Consider the following 18,921-nt stretch of genomic DNA (forward strand, 5'->3'; position numbering starts at 1 on the left):
GCCGAGAGGTTGTGCGAAATCTGTTCCAGTGAGCGGCTTTGGCTTCGAAGTTGCACCAGCAGGGCATTGGTGTTGGCGACGAGGTTGACGATCTCGTCGCTGCGTTCGGCCAACACCTTTGTCGCTTTATCGGCGTTGGCCAACAAGTTTCGCAGCTCGGTGTCGCGTTCGTCGATCGTCTTGGAAAAGCGAGCCACTCCCTGCACCGCGGCCTTCAGGTCCGGTGGCGTGTCGGAGAATGTGTTGGCCAGCACGGCCAACGAGTTGGACAGCTGCTTGGTGTCCAACCCGCTGATGGTGGTGGTGAGATCGCCCAACGCGTCCGGTAGCTGATAGGGCGAAGTGGTTCTGCCCAGCGGGATTGGGCCGGCCAGTTGCCCGTCCCCGCGGGGGGTGACTTCCAGCACTTTGGTACCGAGCACCGTCCGCAATTTGATGGCCGCCTCGGTGCGGTCACCGAGGCGGACACCGTTGGCGACACTGAATTTGACGAGTACGCGCGGTCCGTCCAGATCCACACTGGACACCTGACCGACCCGCAAGCCCGACACTTGGACGTGGTCGCCGGGCAGCAAGCCGCCCGCTTCGGCGAAGTAGGCCGAATACGTCTTGCCGGCGTTGAAGAATGGCAGCTTCTGATAGTTCACCGACAGCAGCATGAGCACGAGGACCGCCGCGAGGCCGGCCGCGCCGATGAGCAGTGGGTTGCGTTCGGAGAAGGGCTTCATTTCGGCGTGCACCGCCCAGTAGCCTGGCCGGCCAGCTTGATGTAAACCGGTTGCCCCCCTTTGCCGTTCACCTTGAGCACGAGGTCGCACAGATAGAAGCTGAAGAAGTCTCCGTACATGCCTTGCCGATTGAGGATTTGGAACGCCTCGGGCCAGGTCTCGAGGTAATGATCGACGTAGTCGTGATCGGCCAGGACAAGCGAGGTTGTCCGATCCGCTTCGTGCACTACCTTCGTCAGCGGCGGGCGCGCCTGGGCCAGCAGATCGGCCACCGACGCCGCAGCCGCATTGCCGTATGCCACCCCGTTGCTGATGTCCTGCTTGCGGGCCTTGAGGCCGTCGACCAGTTCAGCCAGCGAGTCGACCGCTTTGCCGAATTGCTTGTTTTGGCCGCCGAGCGATCCGAGGACGGTATTGAGGTTGGTGATGACTTGCCCGATAAGTTGATCGCGGTCGGCCAGGGTGTTCGTCAAGGCGGCGGCCTGGGTCAGAAACGAGCCGATCGTGGCGCCCTGGCCATCGAAGGCGGCGATCAATTGACCGGTCAACCGGTTGACCTGGTCGGGGTCCAGCGCGCGGAACAAAGGCCGGAAGCCGCCGATGAGCGCGTCGAGGTCTAACGCCGGCTCGGTGCGACTCAGCGGGATCGTGTCGCCGGGATGCAGGAGCGTGACTCCCCCGGCCCCCTCCTCGAGGGCTACATATCGACCGCCGATGAGGTCAGCGAAGCGAATAGCCGCCCTGCTGCCCTGGGTGAGCACTACCGAGTCGGCCGCTGTGAACTCGACGAGGACCGTCGAGTCGGGCTGGATGGTGATGTTCTTTACCTTGCCGACGTCGACGCCGGCGATGCGAACGAAGTTCCCGTTCTCCAGTCCGGACACGCTGGCGAACTGAGCTTTGTAGGTCTTCTCCGGCTGGAAGCGCAACTGGGCGAAGACGGCGATCAGTGCGAATGCGCCGATCAGGCACACGACCAAGTAAATGGTCAGGCGCCACAGGGCGCCTACCAAGTTCTCTCGCATGTCTGGTTTCCTCGGATCACGTTGGAGCGGGGCGCCTTAGGGCGCTGGGGCATAGGGCGGTGGGGGCAGCGGCGCGCACTCTTGGGTGACGACTCCGCATGTCGGCAGCGACCCGCCCGGTACCGCCGGAACAAACGGCTCGGTCCCTGCCGGCGGCGGACCGGCCTCGCGCGGCCTGCCCGGCGGTGGCGCCGGCGGCAACCCTGGGTACAGCGGGGTACCGTTGGGCGCGTACTGCGGCGCCCCGTAGGGGGGCGCCCCCGGATAGGGGATGGGGCCGGGCGCCGCGCCACCGGGGTGCCGGATGCTCGGCGGTCGAGGTATCCCACGGGTGACGGGGAAGTAGTCGACGTATCCGGGGAACCCGATGCCAGGGTTGGGCCGCATATCGAGCCCGCCGCCCCATCCGGTGTTGGTGACCAGGTAGCGCTGCGGCCAGTTCTTATAGACGTCGGGTAGCGATCCACAGCCCGGCTGACCGCCGGGCCCACCTTTAGCGCCGTTGATCGGCAGGTTGTCAGGGAACCGGTAGGCATCGTCGCCGAGCAGCAACGCGACGTCGAGCACGACCGAATATCCGTTGTTGCCACCGGCAACGGGCAGGAAATCGTCGAGCACATTCTTCCCGCCGACGATCGTGCAGGTGAGTTCGGGGTTGTACTTCATCAACAGGCGCGTGGTGGATTCCAGCAGGTTGACACCGTGTACGAGGTTGTCCTTATTGGGGCCGATCATGTTGATGCCGGCCCGGGAAAGCCCGCTGACGTTGAGCAGCAGTGCGTCTAGTTGCTTGGCGTCATCGGTGATAGTGGTGCTTGAAGTGCTGGCCGAATCCAGAATGGCCACAATGTTTTGCGCTGCCGCGCTGTAGGTGTCGCTGAATCCCTTCAGGGCACCGAAGTCGGCTCGGATCGTCTCGCTGCGAGGATTGACCGCCGACAGCACCTGGTTGAGGTCGGTGGTGGCCTCCCCGATGACTTGCCCTTTGCCGCGAAATCCATCGGCCACGGCGGTGAGGACCGCGTTGAGCTTGGGCACGTCGACTTGGTTCAGCACCGCGACGAGGTTCTGGAATACCGTGTTGGTCTCGACGCTGACGCTGCTCGATGCCACAACGGCCCCCGCCGCCAACCGTTTGGGGCTCGGGCTGCCCGGTGTGAGCAGGTCGACGTACTTGGCACCGAACGCGGTGGTGGCGGTGATCTTTGCCCCGACGTTCGCCGGGATGTATTGCAGCTGTTCGGGATACAGCTCCAGCTGGAGCTTCACGGGATCGCCGGGCTGAATCGCCGAGACCCGGCCGACCTGCACGCCGCGCAACTTCACCTTCGCGCCAGGTTCCATGACCAAGCCCGCTCGATCGGACGTCACTGTCACACGGGCGTAGGGCCTGAGGTCTCTGTTGAACGCGGCCGTGGTTAGTAAAACCAATCCAATGATGAACGCGAACAGGATGAGGGTCCACAGCGCCGGCGGCAGCCCGGCCTCTCGTCGCTTTCGTCGCATGGTCGTCATCGCCGCTTACCCAGACAGGTGGAAGTTGCCGGACACTCCATAAGCGGCCAATGCAACCGCCAATGTCACCGCGACCGCGACGATCAGTGAGGTACGCACGGCGCGGCCGACCGCCTCACCGACGCCCGCCGGCCCGCCCGAGGCGTGGAAGCCGTAATACGTGTGCACCAACATGATTACGCTGCCCGCGGCAATCACTTGTAGCAGCGACCAGATCAAGTCGGTGGGCTGCAGGTAAGTATGGAAGTAGTGATCGAACACGCCCGGTGACTGCCCGTAGACGAAAATGATCAGGCTGCGGGTGGCCAGATATCCGGATAGCGTCGCCATGCACCAGAGCGGGATCACCACCAGCACACCGGCTACCACCCGGGTGGAGACCAAATAAGAGATCGAGTGGATGCCCATCACCTCGAGCGCGTCGACTTCCTCATTGATTCGCATGGCGCCCAGCTGCGCGGTGGCGCCGGCGCCGATGGTGGCTGCCAGGCCGACGTCGGCGATCAGCGGCGAGGCTAGCCGCGTGTTGATGTAGGCGGACGCGAATCCGCTCAACGCCTGCACACCAACGTCGGACAACGATCGGAAGAGTTGGATCCCTACGAGTCCGCCGGTGGACATCGTCAAGGTCGTGACGATCACCACGGTTCCGCCGATCATGGCGAGGGCGCCGACGCCCAGACTCATGTTGGCGATGAGCCGTAGCGTCTCTATCCTGTAGCGGCTCACGGCTTCCCACAGAAAACCGAGGGCTCGGACGTAGAACGCGGTCTGGCTTCCGAGGCGGTTCCAACCATCGATGACGCGGCGCAGTGTGCGCGTCAGATGCGGCAGCCGGGGCGCCGCTGGGACGGCGCTCACATCGTCGCCTGGTTCGTGATCGCGGTCAGCACCACATTGATGACGAACAACGCGAGAAATGTGTACACGACCGTCTCGTTGACGGCGTTGCCGACACCTTGGGGTCCCCCACCGACGGTGATCCCCTTGTAGCAGGCGATCAAACCTGCGATGAAGCCGAACAACATCGCCTTGGCGAACGCTATGACTAGGTCGGTCAGCCCGACGAGCAACGTCAGGCTCGCGGCATACGAGCCGGGGTTGACGTGTTGGAGGTAGACCGAGAACAAGTAGCCGGCGATCAAACCGACGACGGTGATGATGGAGTTGACGAGTAACCCGTTCAGTCCGATCGCCACGACTCGGGGCACCAGCAGCCGCTGGATCGGGTTGATGCCCATGACCCGCATGGCGTCGACTTCTTCGCGGATGGTCCGGGCGCCTAGGTCGGCGCACATTGCGGTCGCACTCGTGCCGGCAACTACCAGGACTGCCGCGATCGGGCCGATATACACGACAGCGGCCAGGGCGGAGCCAGCTCCGGAGGCGTCGGCAGCTCCGATCTCGACGAGCAGGATGTTGATGATGAAAATCGCGAGGGCGTTGAACGGGATCGACAGGAAGACGGCCGGCAGCATCGAGACCCGGGCGACGAACCACGCCTGCTGGATGAACTCTCGCCACGCAAAAGGCGGACGGAACATCTGGATCAGCGTGTCGAGCGAGAGTGCGAAGAAGCTGCCGACCTCGCGCAGCGGCTTGGCGGCGCTTGCGGCCCGTCCAGTGTCAAGAGACGCCAAGATACGCGCCGCACTGGACGCGGCGGGAATTGGCTCGGTATCTACCGCTATCACTACGGCGTTCCCCGATGTCTAGTCGCATCCGACATTAGACTGTATGGATCCTCCCCGCGGCGGAAAGGTAACCCGCCGTCGTAATGATGTGGCCTACAGCACAGCGGGACGCTACACCATCTTAGTAAGAGAGGGCAACACTGGCGCGTTCGTTTTCAGTAACTACCTTGAGGACGATTTACGCAGTAAGTAGATTTGCTAACGGTTTCGAAAATTATTGCACCGACTGTCGCGGTTCGGGCCAACCGAGCGGGGTCCACTAGCTTGCACACACCCGGCACTACACGCGGGTCCAATGCGTTCACCTGCGTGTCCTCGGTGACATCCCCGACTGACAGGGCGATCCTCTTGAGTCTCGCCCCGCGTCGGGTCCGCTGCCTTGCAACGAGTACCACGGACGCAGTCAGTTTGCTCCACGGACACAGTTTTCGTCCCACAATTCGGCTATAGAAATGCGGTTATTGCGGCTCTAAAGTCGTTTTAAATGCGGCTCTGACGGCTCCGTCTGACCATCAGCCAGCAATACGAACCGCGGAAGGAATCACCGCATTCGTGGGAGACCTTTTATCGCGCACGTCCTGCGGATGAAACGCAATTCAATTTCGCCGATATTCGTGCGGATGTGAGCCCGGGAGAGCGTCGCGGACAAGTTCGGCCACAGCGGTCTCGTTGTGCGCTAGGACCCTCGCCGGGCCACCCGCCCAGGGGTCACCAAGAACTGTCTGGCCAAGGCCGACCGCACAGACAGAGCCGTGACCAGTGCTTATGAGGGTCGACATCACCACAAACTTCTCATCAGCCGATGCTTTCCCATTGCCCTTGGCTCCAGACCGGACTCGCGGAGTGTGTGACAGCAATTTTTCAACATTGCCTCGAAGCAGGCGGGCAAGTAGTGCGACTCACGTCCGACCCGGCGGCCGACCGCCGGTTTAGTGCGCTGAGGCGCAACGCAGTCGGCTAAAGAGAGAAACCTGACAGGCAAGGTGCTTCAGCAAAATATATATCTATATATCGATTTAAACGTTTCCCCGGCTTTATTCGATGCGTTCGCGGTCGATTCCCAACAGATCTGCCAGGCGCTGAACCCGTGTCCTACCAGCGGCTCGACGGTTGCCAGCCGTTAGCTACACATCAGAAACATCGCTGGTACCAGTACCCGATGCCCATTGCCGCGTGCCAGGTGAGTGCCCGCGTGATGAAGTCCGGCTCGCAGCGGTGCGCTTTCGCCCTGAACCACGTGGTTCAACTAGTTGCCCCTGTGTCGCCAGGACTCCGACCATCACAAGCCGAGCGGTGCCCGGAGGCCGACCATGATCTGCATCAACGCTTTGCCGCGAGGCCTTTCGGGTGCAGTTGTGACCGATCAACCGAACTCGCCAGCGGGCAAGGATGCCCGTGAACTGCTGCTGAGGACAACGGGCCGATGCGCCCCGGGTGGGCGACGTCGCCCCTCGCGGGGTGCGAGCATCGATCGACGGTGTACTACTACTCCCCGAGCAAAGACGCGCTCTGGTAGCGTCCTTCCTGCGCGTGCTGACGTCCACACTAAATGCGGTTGAAAAGTGCTGGGAGAATGAAGCATCCAGCAGCCAGTCATAAATTGCCGGCGGGTGGGCCGTCGCCTGTTTGCCTAGGCTCCCGTACGACATAGGGCGACACATAAGAACCGAACTGAACGAGGTGAGCTGGTGCGAAGGCGTTCTGGCATCGTGGCCGCGGCCCTTCTGATCGCGGCGAGTGTCGGCGCATGCTCGCCGTCATACAACGGAACCGCACCCGGAACATTGCCCGGCGGAACAGCACAGCTGACGATCAACGATGGAGCTTCCCGCCAGAGCGGCACCGTGAACTGCCTGCCGATGGGTTGGTTAACCAGGATCAGCACCGGTGACACTGCGGAAGGCGTTACGGCGTTCGTTTCCAACGAGAATGCGCTTGGCGCCAAGTCAGTCAACATCAACGATGTCGACGGCTTCACCGGCAGCTACGTGGAAGGCCTTCAAGGTGACGCCTACGTGAGCATGAGTGGCCACACGTACACCATCCGTGGCACCGCCGAGGGTTTCGACCGAGACAAGCCAAGCGTCCGGGCAACCGGAAGATTCACGGTCAAAGTCGCGTGTTAGCGTCATCCGACCGATCTGCGGGCGGATACGAGCTGACCTACGTGTCGCCGTCGGCGGATTTCACGCCGAGGTTGCCGCCGACGTGCTGTGCAGCTGAGTTGGCATTCAGGGCGGCGGCGGGGTGTAGTTTGCCGCAGACCTGCGCAACTGCCAAATCAGGTTGGGGCATAGCTCTTGCGCGGCCTGGCTGATCAGATATGTCGCCTGGTATTCGTCAGATGTGTTGAAGTCCGCTTTGACGTCTCGGGCGATACTGGCATAAGTGTCGCCTCGGGCGATCTTGTCGCAGACCCCGCGACCGTAGGCGACTGCCTGCTCGGCGTTGGCGAAGTTGTACCCGGGTCGCACCATCAGATTGAACAAATACGCCACCGAGTCACCTCGCGCGGGGGCGACAGCCGCAACACCAGTCCAACACGTGGCGAGGACTGCTGTGATGACCGCTCCGGCCGAGCACTTCCGCCGATTCATCAGAGTAAAGCGTAATACATCTATCTATTTTTGTCGAAGCACGCTAAGTGCTCTGGCCCGCTTGGGGTTACCGGCCAAAATGCTTCGACGCACTCCATGGTTCGGCACCGACGATGAGGCTCGGTCGAGCTCTATTCGGGTGGCTGCCCTGGCGGCGGGTAAACACCCCTCAAAATCCACGGCAGCCATCTGATCCCGAACTCAAGTTCGTCGCTGGCGTCATAGTCGGGGCTGGGATCGAGTGGAATGTTCTGCCCTTCGGTGCTGGGCGGCGGTTTTCCCCCGCTCCCTTGAGGCTGGCCATACACCGCCACGACCACAGTGCGATCCGGGCTATTCAATGACCAGACCCCCATTTGGCTATTGGCGCAATTCGACATGATATTGAGGTCGGCGGGGTCGTGATACCACCGGTTGATCAAGTCGTTGCCGCTGATGGCGATGGACTGGTTGATCGCCACCGTCTCCGCCACCGGACCATTGAACCCGGCCCCATCAGCCCGGCCTTGCGGGGTGGAACCGTCTGAGCCAATGTCGCCGTCGAGGGCCCGGTTGTTCAGCACGTCCTCGGCGTGCCGCTGCGCGGCGAGCTGCAGTTGCGGGCTGATCTTGACGTCGTTTTTGCAACCGGCCTGATGCTGAACGGTGTAGACGTTGGCGACAACACCGTCATTGAGCCGCTTGTTGTTCGGTATCAGCGTGTTGTTGTCACCATCCGCATTGACGACGGGAGCTGCCACGAGCGCCGCGGTGGCTAAAACCATTGCGGTCGACAGGGATAGGGCTCGACGCTGCATGTCCAACTCCTCATGAACCAAGAGGTGGCAGGGGACGGTACGCGGCGGCGCAGTTGGTGTGAGAAGGGAGCGCCATCGTCGCAGTTGCGCCTTCAAATACAGTGGTGTCGACGAAGCGCTCGGATGCTCCCCCAACTCCTAAACAGGCTGCGGCAACCCTGATTTGAACTCGCCGACCGCCGTGGCCTACGTGTTTTGTGACCATCTGAGACCTAGCCAACGAACGACTCGACCCAGCCTGGCATGAAAGTAGGCTACCCAGAACGCTGCCGCGGCGTCTAGATGCTAATAAGCAAAATATATAGCTGTTATCCGTAAGCGTCACACCCGGCCTGCCCAGCGCAACCTCGTTCCGTCGTCGTCGGTCACCCCAGATGAGGCCATGGCCGGTTTCACCGCGGCGGTGCGCCCCGCGGACCGGTGCTCGGCCGCCAGGGCGGCGAGCAGCTCGCGCAGCCCCATCAGCGAGTGCGCCGGCAAGAACAGGTCGCAATAGGGCAGGGCCGCGGCCATCGATCCGGCCAGCGGCTGGAATCCGCCTTGCGCCGCACGGGGATTGAGCCACACCAGCGTCGCGGCCCGACGGCGCAGCCTGGCCATCGCGTGGGCGAGCACGTCGGGCGGATCGGCGTCCCAGCCGTCGGAGGCGATGATCACCACTGCGCCGCGCAGCGCGTTGCCGTGGGGCGGCGCCAGCATGGCGCCCAGGCTGCGGCCGATGAACGTGCCGCCGTAGCGGTCGGTGACCTTCGCGTTGGCCTTCTGCAGCGCCACCTCGGCCGAGCGGTGCGACAGCACCGACGTGAGCCGGGTCAGCGACGTCGAGAACGCGAACACCTCGGGGTGGATGCGCGCCTGGCGCAACGCGGCCGCCCGCATCAAATGAAGGTAGACCGCGGCGTACGGCTGCATCGAGCGGCTTACGTCGCAGACGAGGACGACCCGCCGGGGCCGCCGGCGGGGCCGCGTGCGCGCCAGGATCACGGATTCCCAGCCGGTCGCGCGCGACGCGTTCATGGTCGCCCGCAGGTCGATCCGCTTGCCGCCCGCGCTGGGCTCGAAGCGCATGCTGCGGCGCCGCGGCCAGCGCGCCACCGTCGCCTCCAGCCAGGAGCCGAGCAGGCGAAGGTCCTGGGCGTCGAAACGGTCGAACGGTTCGTCGGCGCGCGCGGCGATGCGGCTGGGCAGGAGATCCGGCAGGAGGACGCTCGCCGCTCCGCCGTCGTCGCCGGCCACCGTCCTTGCGGCCCAGGGCAATCCGTGGGGGCCGCCACCCGATCCGCTTGCCGCCGGATGCAGCGTGCCGGCCCCGGGTGCCTTCGGCCCCGGGAGGGGCAGGACCGATTCGGGGCCCGCCGCGGCTTCGGCGCGGGCGGCGCCGAACACCGCCCCGAACACGGCGTCGAAGCCGACCAGGTCTTCCATCCGGTTGACCAGCGTCAGCCTGGCCGCCCAATACAGCGCCGACGTGGTGTCCGGAACCAACCGACGCAGCGCCTGCACGAAGTCGGCCTGCCCGTTGGCCGACACCAGCACCCCCGCGCCGCGCAGGCGCGCCACCAGGGCGGCGGCGAACGCCGCCAGGTCGACGCCCCGCAACAGCAGTGGGGTGCTCACGGGCCTGCTAGCCCCGGCGACGCAGCACCCAGATCAGCACCAGCACGGCCAGCACGACGGCCGCCGCGGCGCCGTACTTCTTGAGCTGGTCGCCGCCGGCGAGGTCGAGCAAGTCGATGGGCTCTGGCTCGGCGGCCGCGTGGCGCGGCCCGGGAGCGGGTTCGGTCGCGGCGTGCCCGTTGACGCTCGCCGGGGCCGGCGCGTTCTTCGCGGCCAGTTCGGCCTCCAGCGATTCCACGAACTGGCCGAGCAGCTTCTCCGAAACCTGCTGCAGCATGCCGCTGCCGAACTGGGCCAGCTTGCCGACGATCTTGAGATCGGTGTCGACGGTGACGCTGGTGCGGTCCCCGTCCTCACGCAGCTGGGCGGTGACGGTCGCGGCGGCATTGCCGGTGCCGCGCGCTTCCTTGCCCTTGCCGTCGATGACCGCGCGGTGCGCGTCGCGGTCCAGCTCGACGAAGCGCACCTTGCCGCTGAACTCACTGGTGACCGGGCCGACCTTGACCTTGACCCTGCCCAGGTAGTCCTCGCCCTCGTGGCCGGTCAGCTGCGCGCCCGGCATCAGCGGAATCACCTGTTCCAGGTCGCACAACACGTCCCAGGCCTGCTCGATGGGCGCGCTGACGGTGAACTGGTTGGCGATCTTCATGCGGGGGTCCTCTCAGGTGCGGCTGTATTCGGCGAACGCGTCGCGAATCAGAGTACGGTCGTCCGGTGTCTTGGCCAGCGCCCCCAGGCTGACCGCGGCCGCCTCGTCGACCAAGTCGGCCACGCCCAGGGACACCAGGGCGGCGACCCAGTCGATCGTCTCGGCCACGCCGGGCGGCTTGTCCAGGTCGAGTTCGCGGGTGCGCCCGACGAATTGGGTGGCGTGCTCGATCAGCGGCGCGGTCGCCCCGGGCACCGTCCGCCGGACGATCGCGGCGGCCCGGGCCGGCTCCGGGTAGTCGATCCAGTGGTACAGGCAGCGCCGGCGCAGCGCGTCGTGCAGGTCGCGGCTGCGGTTGGAGGTCAGCACCGCGATCGGCGGACGCTCGGCAACGAAGGTTCCCAGCTCCGGGACGGTGACCGCGGATTCCCCCAGGAACTCCAGCAGCAACGCCTCGAATTCGTCGTCGGCGCGGTCGATTTCGTCGATCAGCAGCACCGGCGGCGCCGGGCCGCGGTGCCGCACGCACCGCAGGATGGGCCGATCGACGAGGTACGTCTCGGTATAGAGGTCGGCCTCGTCGATCGCGGCGCCACGGGCCTCGGCCAGCCGGATGGACAGCAGCTGACGTTGGTAGTTCCAGTCGTACAGCGCCTCGCTGGCGGTCAACCCCTCGTAGCACTGCAGCCGGACCAGCGGGGTATCAAGCACCGCCGCAAGGGTTTTCGCCGCGGTGGTCTTGCCGACGCCCGGTTCGCCCTCCAGCAGCAGCGGGCGGCCGAGCGTGGTAGCCAGGTAGATCGCCGAGGCCGTTCCCGTGTCGAGCAGGTAGTCGTGCGCGTCGAATCGGGCGACGACGTCGTCGACATCGGTGAACGTCATGACCGCACCAGCCGGCGGTAGTCGTCCCACGTGTCGACATCGAGCGGGATCGGACCATCGACCGCGAGTTCGCGCACCTGGTACCGGCCCGACTCGATGAGCTTCCACACTCCCTTGTCGCCGTGCAGTTCGCGGAGTTCGCCGAACAGCGCACGGCCGAGCCAGAACGGGTGCCCGATCCCGTTGTCGTAGCGGCACACGGTGATGTCGGCTGTCGCGCCTTCGGCGGTTAGCCGCCGCAGCGTTGCCGGATCTATTCCGGGCTGATCGCCGAGCATCAGCACGATGCCGGCCGCGCGGGGGTCCACCCGCTCAAGCGCGGCGCGCAGCGAGGCAGCGCACCCGGTCCCGAAGTCGTCGACCTCCACCACGTCGGCCCCCTCGAGGGAGACGGCGTCGCGCACCTGTTGGGCGGCGCCGCCGAGCGTGACGATGAGCTGGTCGAACCCGGCGCCGCGGGCCGTCTGCAGGGTGGCGCCGAGCAGGGTGGTATCCCGGTAGGGCAGAAGCTGTTTGGGCGAGCCCAGCCTGCGCGAACCGCCGGCCGCCAGCACGACGCCGGTGACGGACGGCGGGGTCATGCGCCGGCGGGCCGGTTGGCGAACGCGGCGCGGCATCCCGCGCCGCAGAACCAATAGTCCGCGCCGGCCACGTGCAGGTGCTCGGCGGCGGGACCGATCGTCACCGTCATGCCGCACACCGGATCGACAGCCTCGGCCGGGCGGTCCGGCACGGGTGCGCGGCGCAGGCCGCCGCGGATGCCGGCGATGAGTTCGGCCGCGATCGCGACCGCGATCTCGGCGGGGGTCTTGGCGCCGATGGCCAGCCCGACCGGGGTGTGCACCCGGGCCCGCTCCTCCGGGGAGAGGTCGAGCGAGTCCAGCACCGCGGCGCCGCGAACCTTGCTGGCCACCAGGCCGATGTATGCGACGCCGTGATCCAGTGCGGCCCGGATGGTTTCGGCTTCGGGCCCGCCGTGGCTGGCGATCACGACGGCCGTGGCGTCGGCGAGGTCGCCGTCGCGGCGGGCGTCGTAACCGAGCACGGCGCACAGCTGGGTCAGCGCGTCGGCGATCGGCGTCGCGCCGTAGACCCGGATCAGCGGGGCCGGCAGCTGCGGCGTCAGGAAGATCTCCAGCGACCCGCCGGACAGGCACGGGTTGACGACGACGCAGGCGCCGGGGGCCTCGGGGAAGTGCACGTCGCCGTCGGGAAGCACCCGCAACAGCACGCTTTCGCCGGCCTGCAGCGCGCCCAGCGCCGCCTTGCGGACGGAGTTCTGGGCGCACTGACCGCCGACGAAGCCCTCGATGGTGCCGTCCGCCAACAGGATTGCCTCGTCCCCCGGATATGAGGACGTGGGCGGCTGGGCGCGCACCACGGTCGCGTGCACGAACGGTGTCCGTGCCGCCAACAACTGCCGAGCCCGCTCGCTGATGGTCATCAAATCGGGGGCCTCGCTCTGCCCTGCATCGCCTCCCACACCCGCGACGGCGTCAGCGGCATGTCGGCGTGCCGAACCCCGAACGGCGCCAACGCATCCACCACCGCGTTCACCACGGCCGGGGGCGAACCCACGGTCGCCGACTCGCCGATGCCCTTGGCACCGATCGGGTGATGCGGCGACGGCGTCACCGTGAAGCCGGTCTCCAGGTGCGGCACCTCGACCGCGGTCGGGATCAGGTAGTCCATCAGCGACCCGCCCAGGCAGTTGCCCTCGTCGTCGAACGCGATCATCTCCATCAACGCCATGCCGATGCCGTCGACGATGCCGCCGTGCACCTGGCCCTCGATGATCATCGGGTTGATGCGGGTGCCGCAGTCGTCCACCGCGAGGAAGCGGCGCACCTTTACCACCGCGGTGCCCGGATCCACGTCCACCACACAGAAATACGCGCCGTAGGGGTAGGTGAGGTTCGACGGGTTGTAGCAGACCTCGGCGTCCAGGCCGCCCTCGATGCCGTCGGGCAGGTCACCGGCCCCATGCGCGCGCATCGCGATGTCCTGGATCGTCACCGCCGCCGACGGGTCGCCCTTGACGTGGAACGAGCCCTTCTCCCACTCCAAGTCGGCGACGGAAACCTCGAGCATGCCCGACGCGATGATCTTCGCCTTGTCGCGCACCTTGCGCGCCACCAGCGCCGCCGCCCCACCGGACACCGGCGTCGAACGGCTGCCGTAGGTGCCGAGCCCGAACGGCGTCTGGTCGGTGTCGCCGTGCACCACCTCGATATCGTCGGGCGGGATGCCGAGCTCCTCCGCGACGATCTGCGCGAACGTCGTCTCGTGCCCCTGCCCCTGGCTCTGAACCGACAGCCGCACAACGGCTTTGCCGGTCGGGTGCACGCGCAGCTCACACCCGTCGGCCATGCCGAGGCCGAGGATGTCCATGTCCTTGCGCGGGCCGGCGCCGACGGCCTCGGTGAAGAACGACATCCCGATGCCCATCAGCTCGCCGCGCGCCCGCCGCTCCTTCTGCTCGGCCCGCAGCGCGTCGTAGCCGATCATGTCCATGGCCTTGCGCATGGTGGCCTCGTAGTCGCCCGAGTCGTACGTCCAGCCGGTCTTGCTCTGGTACGGAAACTGGTCCGGCCGCAGCAAGTTTCGCAGCCGCAGCTCGGCCGGGTCCATCTTCAGCTCGAACGCCAGGCAGTCCACCAGCCGTTCGACGAAGTACACCGCCTCGGTGATGCGGAACGAGCAGGCGTAGGCCACCCCGCCGGGGGCCTTGTTGGTGTACACGGCGGTCATGTGGCAGTAGGCGGCCTCGAGGTCGTAGCTGCCGGTGAACACCCCGAAGAAGCCGGCCGGGTATTTCGTCGGCGCGGCCTGGCCGTTGAACGCGCCGTGATCGGCCAGCACGTTGGACCGGATCGCGAGGATCTTGCCGTCGTTCGTCGCGGCGATCTCGCCGACCATGATGTAGTCGCGGGCGAAGCTGGTGGACGTCAGATTCTCGCTGCGGTCCTCCATCCACTTCACCGGCTTGCCCAGCAGCAGCGAGCCGACGATCGCGCACACGTAGCCGGGGTAGATCGGCACCTTGTTGCCGAAGCCGCCGCCGATGTCGGGCGAGATCACCCGGATCTTGTGTTCGGGCAGGCCGGCGACCAACGCGTACAGCGTGCGGTGGGCGTGCGGCGCCTGCGAGGTGGTCCACAGCGTCAGCTTCCCGGTCACCGGGTCCAAATCGGCCACCGCGCCGCAGGTTTCCATCGGCGCGGGGTGCACCCGCGGGTACACGATCTCCTGCTTGACGACGACGTCGGCCTTGGCGAACGCCGCGTCGGTGGCGGCGGCGTCGCCGGTCTCCCAGTCGAAGATGTGGTTGTCGTTCTTGCCGTCGAGATCGGTGCGGATCACCGGGGCGGACGAGTCGAGCGCCTTGCGCACGTCGACGACCGGGTCAAGCGGGTCGTAGTCGACGTCGATCAGCTCCAGCGCGTCGCGGGCCGAATACCGGTCCTCGGCGACGACGAACGCCACCTCCTGGCCCTGGAAGCGGACCTTGTCGGTGGCCAGGACGGCCTGGGTGTCGTTGGACAGCGTCGGCATCCACGCCAGGCCCTTCTCGGCCAGGTCCGCGCCCGTCACCACCGCCTTGACCTTCGGATGTGCTTGCGCCGCAGTGGTATCGATGCCGACGATGCGGGCGTGCGCGTACGGCGAGCGCAGGATGGCCAGGTGCAGCATGCCCGGCAGCGCGACGTCGTCGACGTAGGTGCCGCGTCCGCGGATGAAGCGCGGGTCCTCCTTGCGCAGCATCCGGCCGTGGCCGCAAGGCTTTTGGTCGTTGTCTGCGGTGTCTTCGGGGGACGGTGGGCGGGATTCGATGGTGGTCATGACTGTGCCTCCGCCGCAGCATGGTTCGCGGCCCACTGGATGGAGCGCACGATCGTCGTGTATCCGGTGCAGCGGCAGATCTGCCCGGAGATGGCCTCCCGGATGGTCTCCTCGTCGGGGTTGGGGTCGCGGTCCAGCAGGGCGCGGGCGGTGATCATCATTCCCGGTGTGCAGAAGCCGCATTGCAGCCCGTGGCAGCGCATGAACCCTTCCTGGATGGGGTCGAGCCGGCCGTCCACCGCCAGCCCCTCCACGGTCCGCACGCTGTGGCCGGAGGCCATCACGGCCAGCATCGTGCAGGACTTCACCGGCACGCCGTCCACGTCGACCACGCACGTCCCGCAGTTGCTGGTGTCGCACCCCCAGTGCGTTCCGGTGAGCCGCAACTGATCCCGCAGGAAGTGCACCAGCAGCATCCGGGGCTCGACCTCGGCGGTCACCTGCTCGCCGTTGACGGTCATGTTGACTTGCATCGCTATTGGCTCCTTTGTTCGCCGACCCGCTGGGCCGCGCTGCGCAACGTTCGGATAGTGAGTTCCGAGGCCAGGTGGCGCTTGTAGTCGGCGGTGCCGCGGACGTCGGTCACCGGCTCGCAGGCCGCGGCGGCCAGGCGACCCGCCTCGGCGAAGGTCTCGTCGGTGGCCGGCCGACCGACCAGCGCCGCCGAGAGCTCGGCGAGCGCGGCCGGGTCGGGGTTGACGGCGGTCAGGCCCACCCGGGCGGCGGCGATCGAGCCGTCGTCGAGAGTGACGGCCGCGCCCGCTGCGGTGACGGCCCAGTCACCCACCCGCCGTTCCACCTTCGCGTAGGCGCTGGACGTGTTGAGCCGCACGGGGATTCGCACCTCGATCAGGATCTCGTTCGGGGCGACCGCCGTCTCGTACGGGCCGACGATGAAGTCGTCCATCGCGATCTCGCGTTCCCCCGACGGTCCACGCACCAGGCACACCGCGCCCAGCACTGTGCACACCGTCGAGAGATCCTCGGCCGGATCCGCCTGGCACAGCGAGCCGCCGAGGGTGCCGCGGTTGCGGACCACCGGGTCGGCGATCACCCGTTCGGCGTCGCGGAAGATCGGGCACACGGCGGCCAGGGTGTCGGACTCCAGGATCTCGCGGTGGCGGGTCATGGCACCGACGCGCACCAGGGTGGGATCGGTGATCACGTACCCCAGCTCGGGCGCCAGGTCGTTGATGTCGACGAGGTATTCGGGGTTGGCGATGCGCAGCTTCATCATCGGCAGCAGGCTGTGCCCGCCGGCGATCACGCGCGCCCCCTCCCCCAGCCGGTCCAGCAGGCCGACGGCGTGGTCGACGCTGGTCGCACGTTCGTATTCGAAGGGCCCAGGTACTTGCATGGGAGCAGTGTGGGCCGCGTCATACTGGGCGTCAATGGCGAGTTAAGTGATCGCTGAACTCGCCCGCTACCTGCGGCTCCGGCGCGTCGTGGTGGATGCGTCCGACGGTCTCGCTCAGCGGGCGGCCGCCGCCGCCCCAGCGCTTGGCGATGATGTCGGCGGCGATCGACACCGCCGTCTCCTCCGGCGTTCGCGCGCCGAGGTCCAGGCCGATCGGGCTGGAGAGCCGGCTTAGCTCGGCGTCGCTCAGCCCCGCCGCCCGCAGCCGGTTCATCCGGTCGTCGTGGGTGCGCCGCGACCCCATCGCGCCCACGTAGCCCACTTGGGGCAGCCGCAGCGCCACCTCGAGCACCGGGACGTCGAACTTCGGGTCGTGGGTGAGCACGCAGATCACCGTGCTCGCGTCGATGGCGCCCGCCTCCGCCTGGGCGGCGAGGTAGCGGTGCGGCCAATCGACGACGACATGGTCGGCGGTGGGAAAGCGCACCGGCGTGGCGAACAGCTCCCGGGCGTCGCACACGGTGACCCGGTAGCCGAGGAACGATCCCTGCTGCGCCAGGGCCGCGGCGAAGTCGATCGCGCCGAACACCAGCATCCGGGGGCGCGGCGCGAAGCAGGAGACGAACACCTCCATGCCCTCGCCGAGGCGCTGCCCGTCGGGGCCGTACTTGAGGACGTCGCTGCGGCCCACCGCCAGCAGGCCGCGGGCGTCGTCGGCGACGGCGGCGTCGGCGCGCGCCGAACCCAGCGACCCGGCCAGCGCGTCCGGCCGGACGACGACACGGCGCCCGACCCAGCCCGCGTCGGGGTGCGCGATGACGGTCGCGACGGCCACCGGGCGGTGCTCGCCGATGTCGTCGGCCACCGCGCCGAGTTCGGGGAACGTCGATCGCGACATCGACTCGACGAAGACGTCGATGACGCCGCCGCACGTCAGCCCGACCGCGAACGCGTCGTCGTCGCTGACCCCGTAGCGCTCCAGCCGCGGCGCGCCGGTCTTGGCGACCTCGCTGGCGAGCTCGTAGACCGCGCCCTCCACGCAGCCGCCGGACACCGACCCCGTCACCGAACCGTCCGGCGCCACCACCATCGAGGCCCCCGGCGGGCGCGGCGCGGACCGGAAGGTGCGCACCACCGTGCCCAGCCCCGCGGTTTCACCGGCGCGCCAGATCGCCATCAGCTCGGCAAGGACGTCACGCACGCTTTAAACGTAAGCTCATGGCGTGACTCCGGCTCAACTTCGGGCCTATTCGGCGGTGGTGCGGTTGGGTTCGGTGCGCGCGGCCGCGGCCGAGTTGGGCGTTTCCGACGCGGGCGTGTCGATGCTCGTGGCGGCGCTGCGCAAGGAGCTCGACGACCCGTTGTTCACCCGGACGGGCGCGGGCCTGGCGTTCACGCCCGGCGGGCTGCGGCTGGCCAGCCGCGCGGTCGAAATCCTGGGGCTGCAGCAACAAACCGCGATCGAGGTGACCGAGGCCGCCCACGGGCGCCGGCTGCTGCGGATCGCCGCCTCGACCGCGTTCGCCGAGCACGCGGCCCCCGGGCTGATCGAGCTGTTCTCGTCGCGGGCCGACGACCTGTCGGTGGAGCTGAGCGTGCACCCGACGGGCCGGTTCCGCGACTTGATCTGCTCGCGCGCCGTCGACATCGCGATCGGGCCCTCCGGCGAGGGTTCGCTTGGTCCGGACGACGGGATCTTCGTGCGGCCGTTCCTGAAATACCAGATCATCACCGTCGTGCCGCCGAACAGCCCACTGGCCGTTGGTGTTCCGACGCCGGCGCTGCTGCGCCAGCAGCAATGGATGCTCGGCCCGGCCGCCGGCGGCGTGGACGGCGAGATCGCAAAGATGTTGCGGGACTTGGCGATTCCGGAGTCGAACCAGCGGATCTTTCAGAGCGATGCCGCCGCGCTCGAGGAGGTGCAGCGGGTCGGCGGTGTCTCGCTGACGATCGGTTTCGCCGTCGCCAAGGACCTCGCGGCCGGGCGGTTGACCCGCCTGAGCGGGCCCGGCCTGGAAAGGTCGGGCGAGTGGTGCGCGGCCACGCTGGGGCCGTCGGTGCGGCAACCGGCCGTGTCCGAGCTCGTCCGCTTCATCACCACGCCGCGGTGTACCCAGGCGATGATCCGCGGCAGCGGCGTCGGCGTGACCCGCTTCCGCCCGAAAGTGCATGTGACGCTGTGGAGTTAGCCGTGTGAATCCTGGGCGACGACACGCC

General features: G+C 67.0%; 18 protein-coding genes. 2 read left to right on the forward strand and 16 right to left on the reverse strand.

Features of this window, described 5'->3' with window-relative positions:
- The 5 genes from A5706_RS22850 to A5706_RS22870 all read right to left on the reverse strand — a co-directional run.
- Positions 1-728: MCE family protein (locus tag A5706_RS22850; RefSeq protein ID WP_156767286.1), on the reverse strand; the 728-nt coding region annotated here is incomplete at its 3' end.
- Positions 725-1,753, reverse strand: coding sequence for an MCE family protein (locus tag A5706_RS22855; RefSeq protein ID WP_068135706.1), 1,029 nt, complete (start codon positions 1,751-1,753; stop codon positions 725-727). The genes A5706_RS22850 and A5706_RS22855, both read right to left, overlap by 4 nt.
- 36 nt (positions 1,754-1,789) lie before the next feature.
- Complete coding sequence (locus A5706_RS22860) at positions 1,790-3,259, reverse strand: MCE family protein (RefSeq protein ID WP_068135817.1); 1,470 nt, start codon at positions 3,257-3,259, stop codon at positions 1,790-1,792.
- A 15-nt stretch (positions 3,260-3,274) separates the two neighbouring features.
- A complete protein-coding gene (locus A5706_RS22865) occupies positions 3,275-4,129 on the reverse strand; it encodes an ABC transporter permease (RefSeq protein WP_068135709.1) in 855 nt (284 codons plus the stop codon).
- Entirely contained in the window at positions 4,126-4,908 is a 783-nt protein-coding gene (locus A5706_RS22870) for an MlaE family ABC transporter permease (protein ID WP_369831946.1), read from the reverse strand. Before A5706_RS22870 ends, A5706_RS22865 begins: the two co-directional genes overlap by 4 nt.
- 1,763 nt (positions 4,909-6,671) lie before the next feature.
- Between A5706_RS22870 and A5706_RS22875 the strand changes: the two genes are divergently transcribed.
- On the forward strand, positions 6,672-7,088 hold the full coding sequence (locus A5706_RS22875; protein ID WP_231985384.1) for a lipoprotein LpqH: 417 nt from the start codon (positions 6,672-6,674) through the stop codon (positions 7,086-7,088).
- 105 nt (positions 7,089-7,193) lie between these two features.
- Here A5706_RS22875 and A5706_RS22880 read toward each other — a convergent pair whose 3' ends face one another.
- From A5706_RS22880 to A5706_RS22930, 11 genes are all read right to left on the reverse strand, one after another.
- Entirely contained in the window at positions 7,194-7,559 is a 366-nt protein-coding gene (locus tag A5706_RS22880; RefSeq protein WP_068135715.1) for a DUF732 domain-containing protein, read from the reverse strand.
- A 131-nt stretch (positions 7,560-7,690) separates the two neighbouring features.
- Complete coding sequence (locus A5706_RS22885) at positions 7,691-8,356, reverse strand: CAP domain-containing protein (RefSeq protein WP_068135718.1); 666 nt, start codon at positions 8,354-8,356, stop codon at positions 7,691-7,693.
- A gap of 321 nt (positions 8,357-8,677) precedes the next feature.
- Entirely contained in the window at positions 8,678-9,973 is a 1,296-nt protein-coding gene (locus A5706_RS22890; protein WP_082964560.1) for a VWA domain-containing protein, read from the reverse strand.
- 7 nt (positions 9,974-9,980) lie between these two features.
- The gene (locus tag A5706_RS22895) at positions 9,981-10,622 is read right to left on the reverse strand and encodes an SRPBCC family protein (protein ID WP_068135721.1); all 642 of its coding nucleotides are present in this window, start codon (positions 10,620-10,622) and stop codon (positions 9,981-9,983) included.
- Positions 10,623-10,634: 12 nt separating this feature from the next.
- On the reverse strand, positions 10,635-11,504 hold the full coding sequence (locus tag A5706_RS22900) for a MoxR family ATPase (RefSeq protein WP_068135724.1): 870 nt from the start codon (positions 11,502-11,504) through the stop codon (positions 10,635-10,637).
- Positions 11,501-12,085, reverse strand: a complete 585-nt coding sequence (locus tag A5706_RS22905; RefSeq protein WP_068135824.1) for an NTP transferase domain-containing protein — start codon at positions 12,083-12,085, stop codon at positions 11,501-11,503. The genes A5706_RS22900 and A5706_RS22905 overlap by 4 nt, the downstream gene beginning before the upstream one ends.
- Entirely contained in the window at positions 12,082-12,948 is an 867-nt protein-coding gene (locus tag A5706_RS22910; RefSeq protein ID WP_068135727.1) for an XdhC family protein, read from the reverse strand. The genes A5706_RS22905 and A5706_RS22910 overlap by 4 nt, the downstream gene beginning before the upstream one ends.
- Positions 12,948-15,347 (reverse strand): aerobic carbon-monoxide dehydrogenase large subunit, encoded by a 2,400-nt coding sequence (locus tag A5706_RS22915; RefSeq protein ID WP_068135730.1) that lies wholly within the window; start codon positions 15,345-15,347, stop codon positions 12,948-12,950. The genes A5706_RS22910 and A5706_RS22915 overlap by 1 nt, the downstream gene beginning before the upstream one ends.
- Positions 15,344-15,820, reverse strand: a complete 477-nt coding sequence (locus A5706_RS22920; RefSeq protein WP_068135732.1) for a (2Fe-2S)-binding protein — start codon at positions 15,818-15,820, stop codon at positions 15,344-15,346. The genes A5706_RS22915 and A5706_RS22920 overlap by 4 nt, the downstream gene beginning before the upstream one ends.
- Before the next feature lie 2 nt (positions 15,821-15,822).
- The gene (locus A5706_RS22925) at positions 15,823-16,704 is read right to left on the reverse strand and encodes a xanthine dehydrogenase family protein subunit M (protein WP_068135734.1); all 882 of its coding nucleotides are present in this window, start codon (positions 16,702-16,704) and stop codon (positions 15,823-15,825) included.
- Positions 16,705-16,735: 31 nt separating this feature from the next.
- Positions 16,736-17,905 carry an XdhC family protein gene (locus tag A5706_RS22930; RefSeq protein WP_068135737.1) on the reverse strand — a complete coding sequence of 390 codons (1,170 nt, stop codon included), beginning with the start codon at positions 17,903-17,905 and terminating at the stop codon, positions 16,736-16,738.
- Between the two features lie 22 nt (positions 17,906-17,927).
- Here A5706_RS22930 and A5706_RS22935 point away from each other — a divergent pair, with 22 nt between their 5' ends.
- Positions 17,928-18,893, forward strand: coding sequence for a LysR family transcriptional regulator (locus A5706_RS22935; protein ID WP_068135741.1), 966 nt, complete (start codon positions 17,928-17,930; stop codon positions 18,891-18,893).
- The last annotated feature ends 28 nt before the right edge of the window (positions 18,894-18,921 follow it).

Source organism: Mycobacterium sp. E796, assembly GCF_001672815.1.
Classification (GTDB): Bacteria; Actinomycetota; Actinomycetes; order Mycobacteriales; family Mycobacteriaceae; genus Mycobacterium.

Coding starts and splice junctions, on each gene's coding strand:
- A5706_RS22920 (WP_068135732.1), bottom strand. CDS start 15,820: ATGCAAGTCAACATGACCGTCAACGGCGAGCAGGTGACCGCCGAGGTC.
- A5706_RS22905 (WP_068135824.1), bottom strand. CDS start 12,085: ATGACCCCGCCGTCCGTCACCGGCGTCGTGCTGGCGGCCGGCGGTTCG.
- A5706_RS22885 (WP_068135718.1), bottom strand. CDS start 8,356: ATGCAGCGTCGAGCCCTATCCCTGTCGACCGCAATGGTTTTAGCCACC.
- A5706_RS22925 (WP_068135734.1), bottom strand. CDS start 16,704: ATGCAAGTACCTGGGCCCTTCGAATACGAACGTGCGACCAGCGTCGAC.
- A5706_RS22915 (WP_068135730.1), bottom strand. CDS start 15,347: ATGACCACCATCGAATCCCGCCCACCGTCCCCCGAAGACACCGCAGAC.
- A5706_RS22855 (WP_068135706.1), bottom strand. CDS start 1,753: ATGCGAGAGAACTTGGTAGGCGCCCTGTGGCGCCTGACCATTTACTTG.
- A5706_RS22900 (WP_068135724.1), bottom strand. CDS start 11,504: ATGACGTTCACCGATGTCGACGACGTCGTCGCCCGATTCGACGCGCAC.
- A5706_RS22880 (WP_068135715.1), bottom strand. CDS start 7,559: ATGAATCGGCGGAAGTGCTCGGCCGGAGCGGTCATCACAGCAGTCCTC.
- A5706_RS22895 (WP_068135721.1), bottom strand. CDS start 10,622: ATGAAGATCGCCAACCAGTTCACCGTCAGCGCGCCCATCGAGCAGGCC.
- A5706_RS22860 (WP_068135817.1), bottom strand. CDS start 3,259: ATGCGACGAAAGCGACGAGAGGCCGGGCTGCCGCCGGCGCTGTGGACC.
- A5706_RS22910 (WP_068135727.1), bottom strand. CDS start 12,948: ATGACCATCAGCGAGCGGGCTCGGCAGTTGTTGGCGGCACGGACACCG.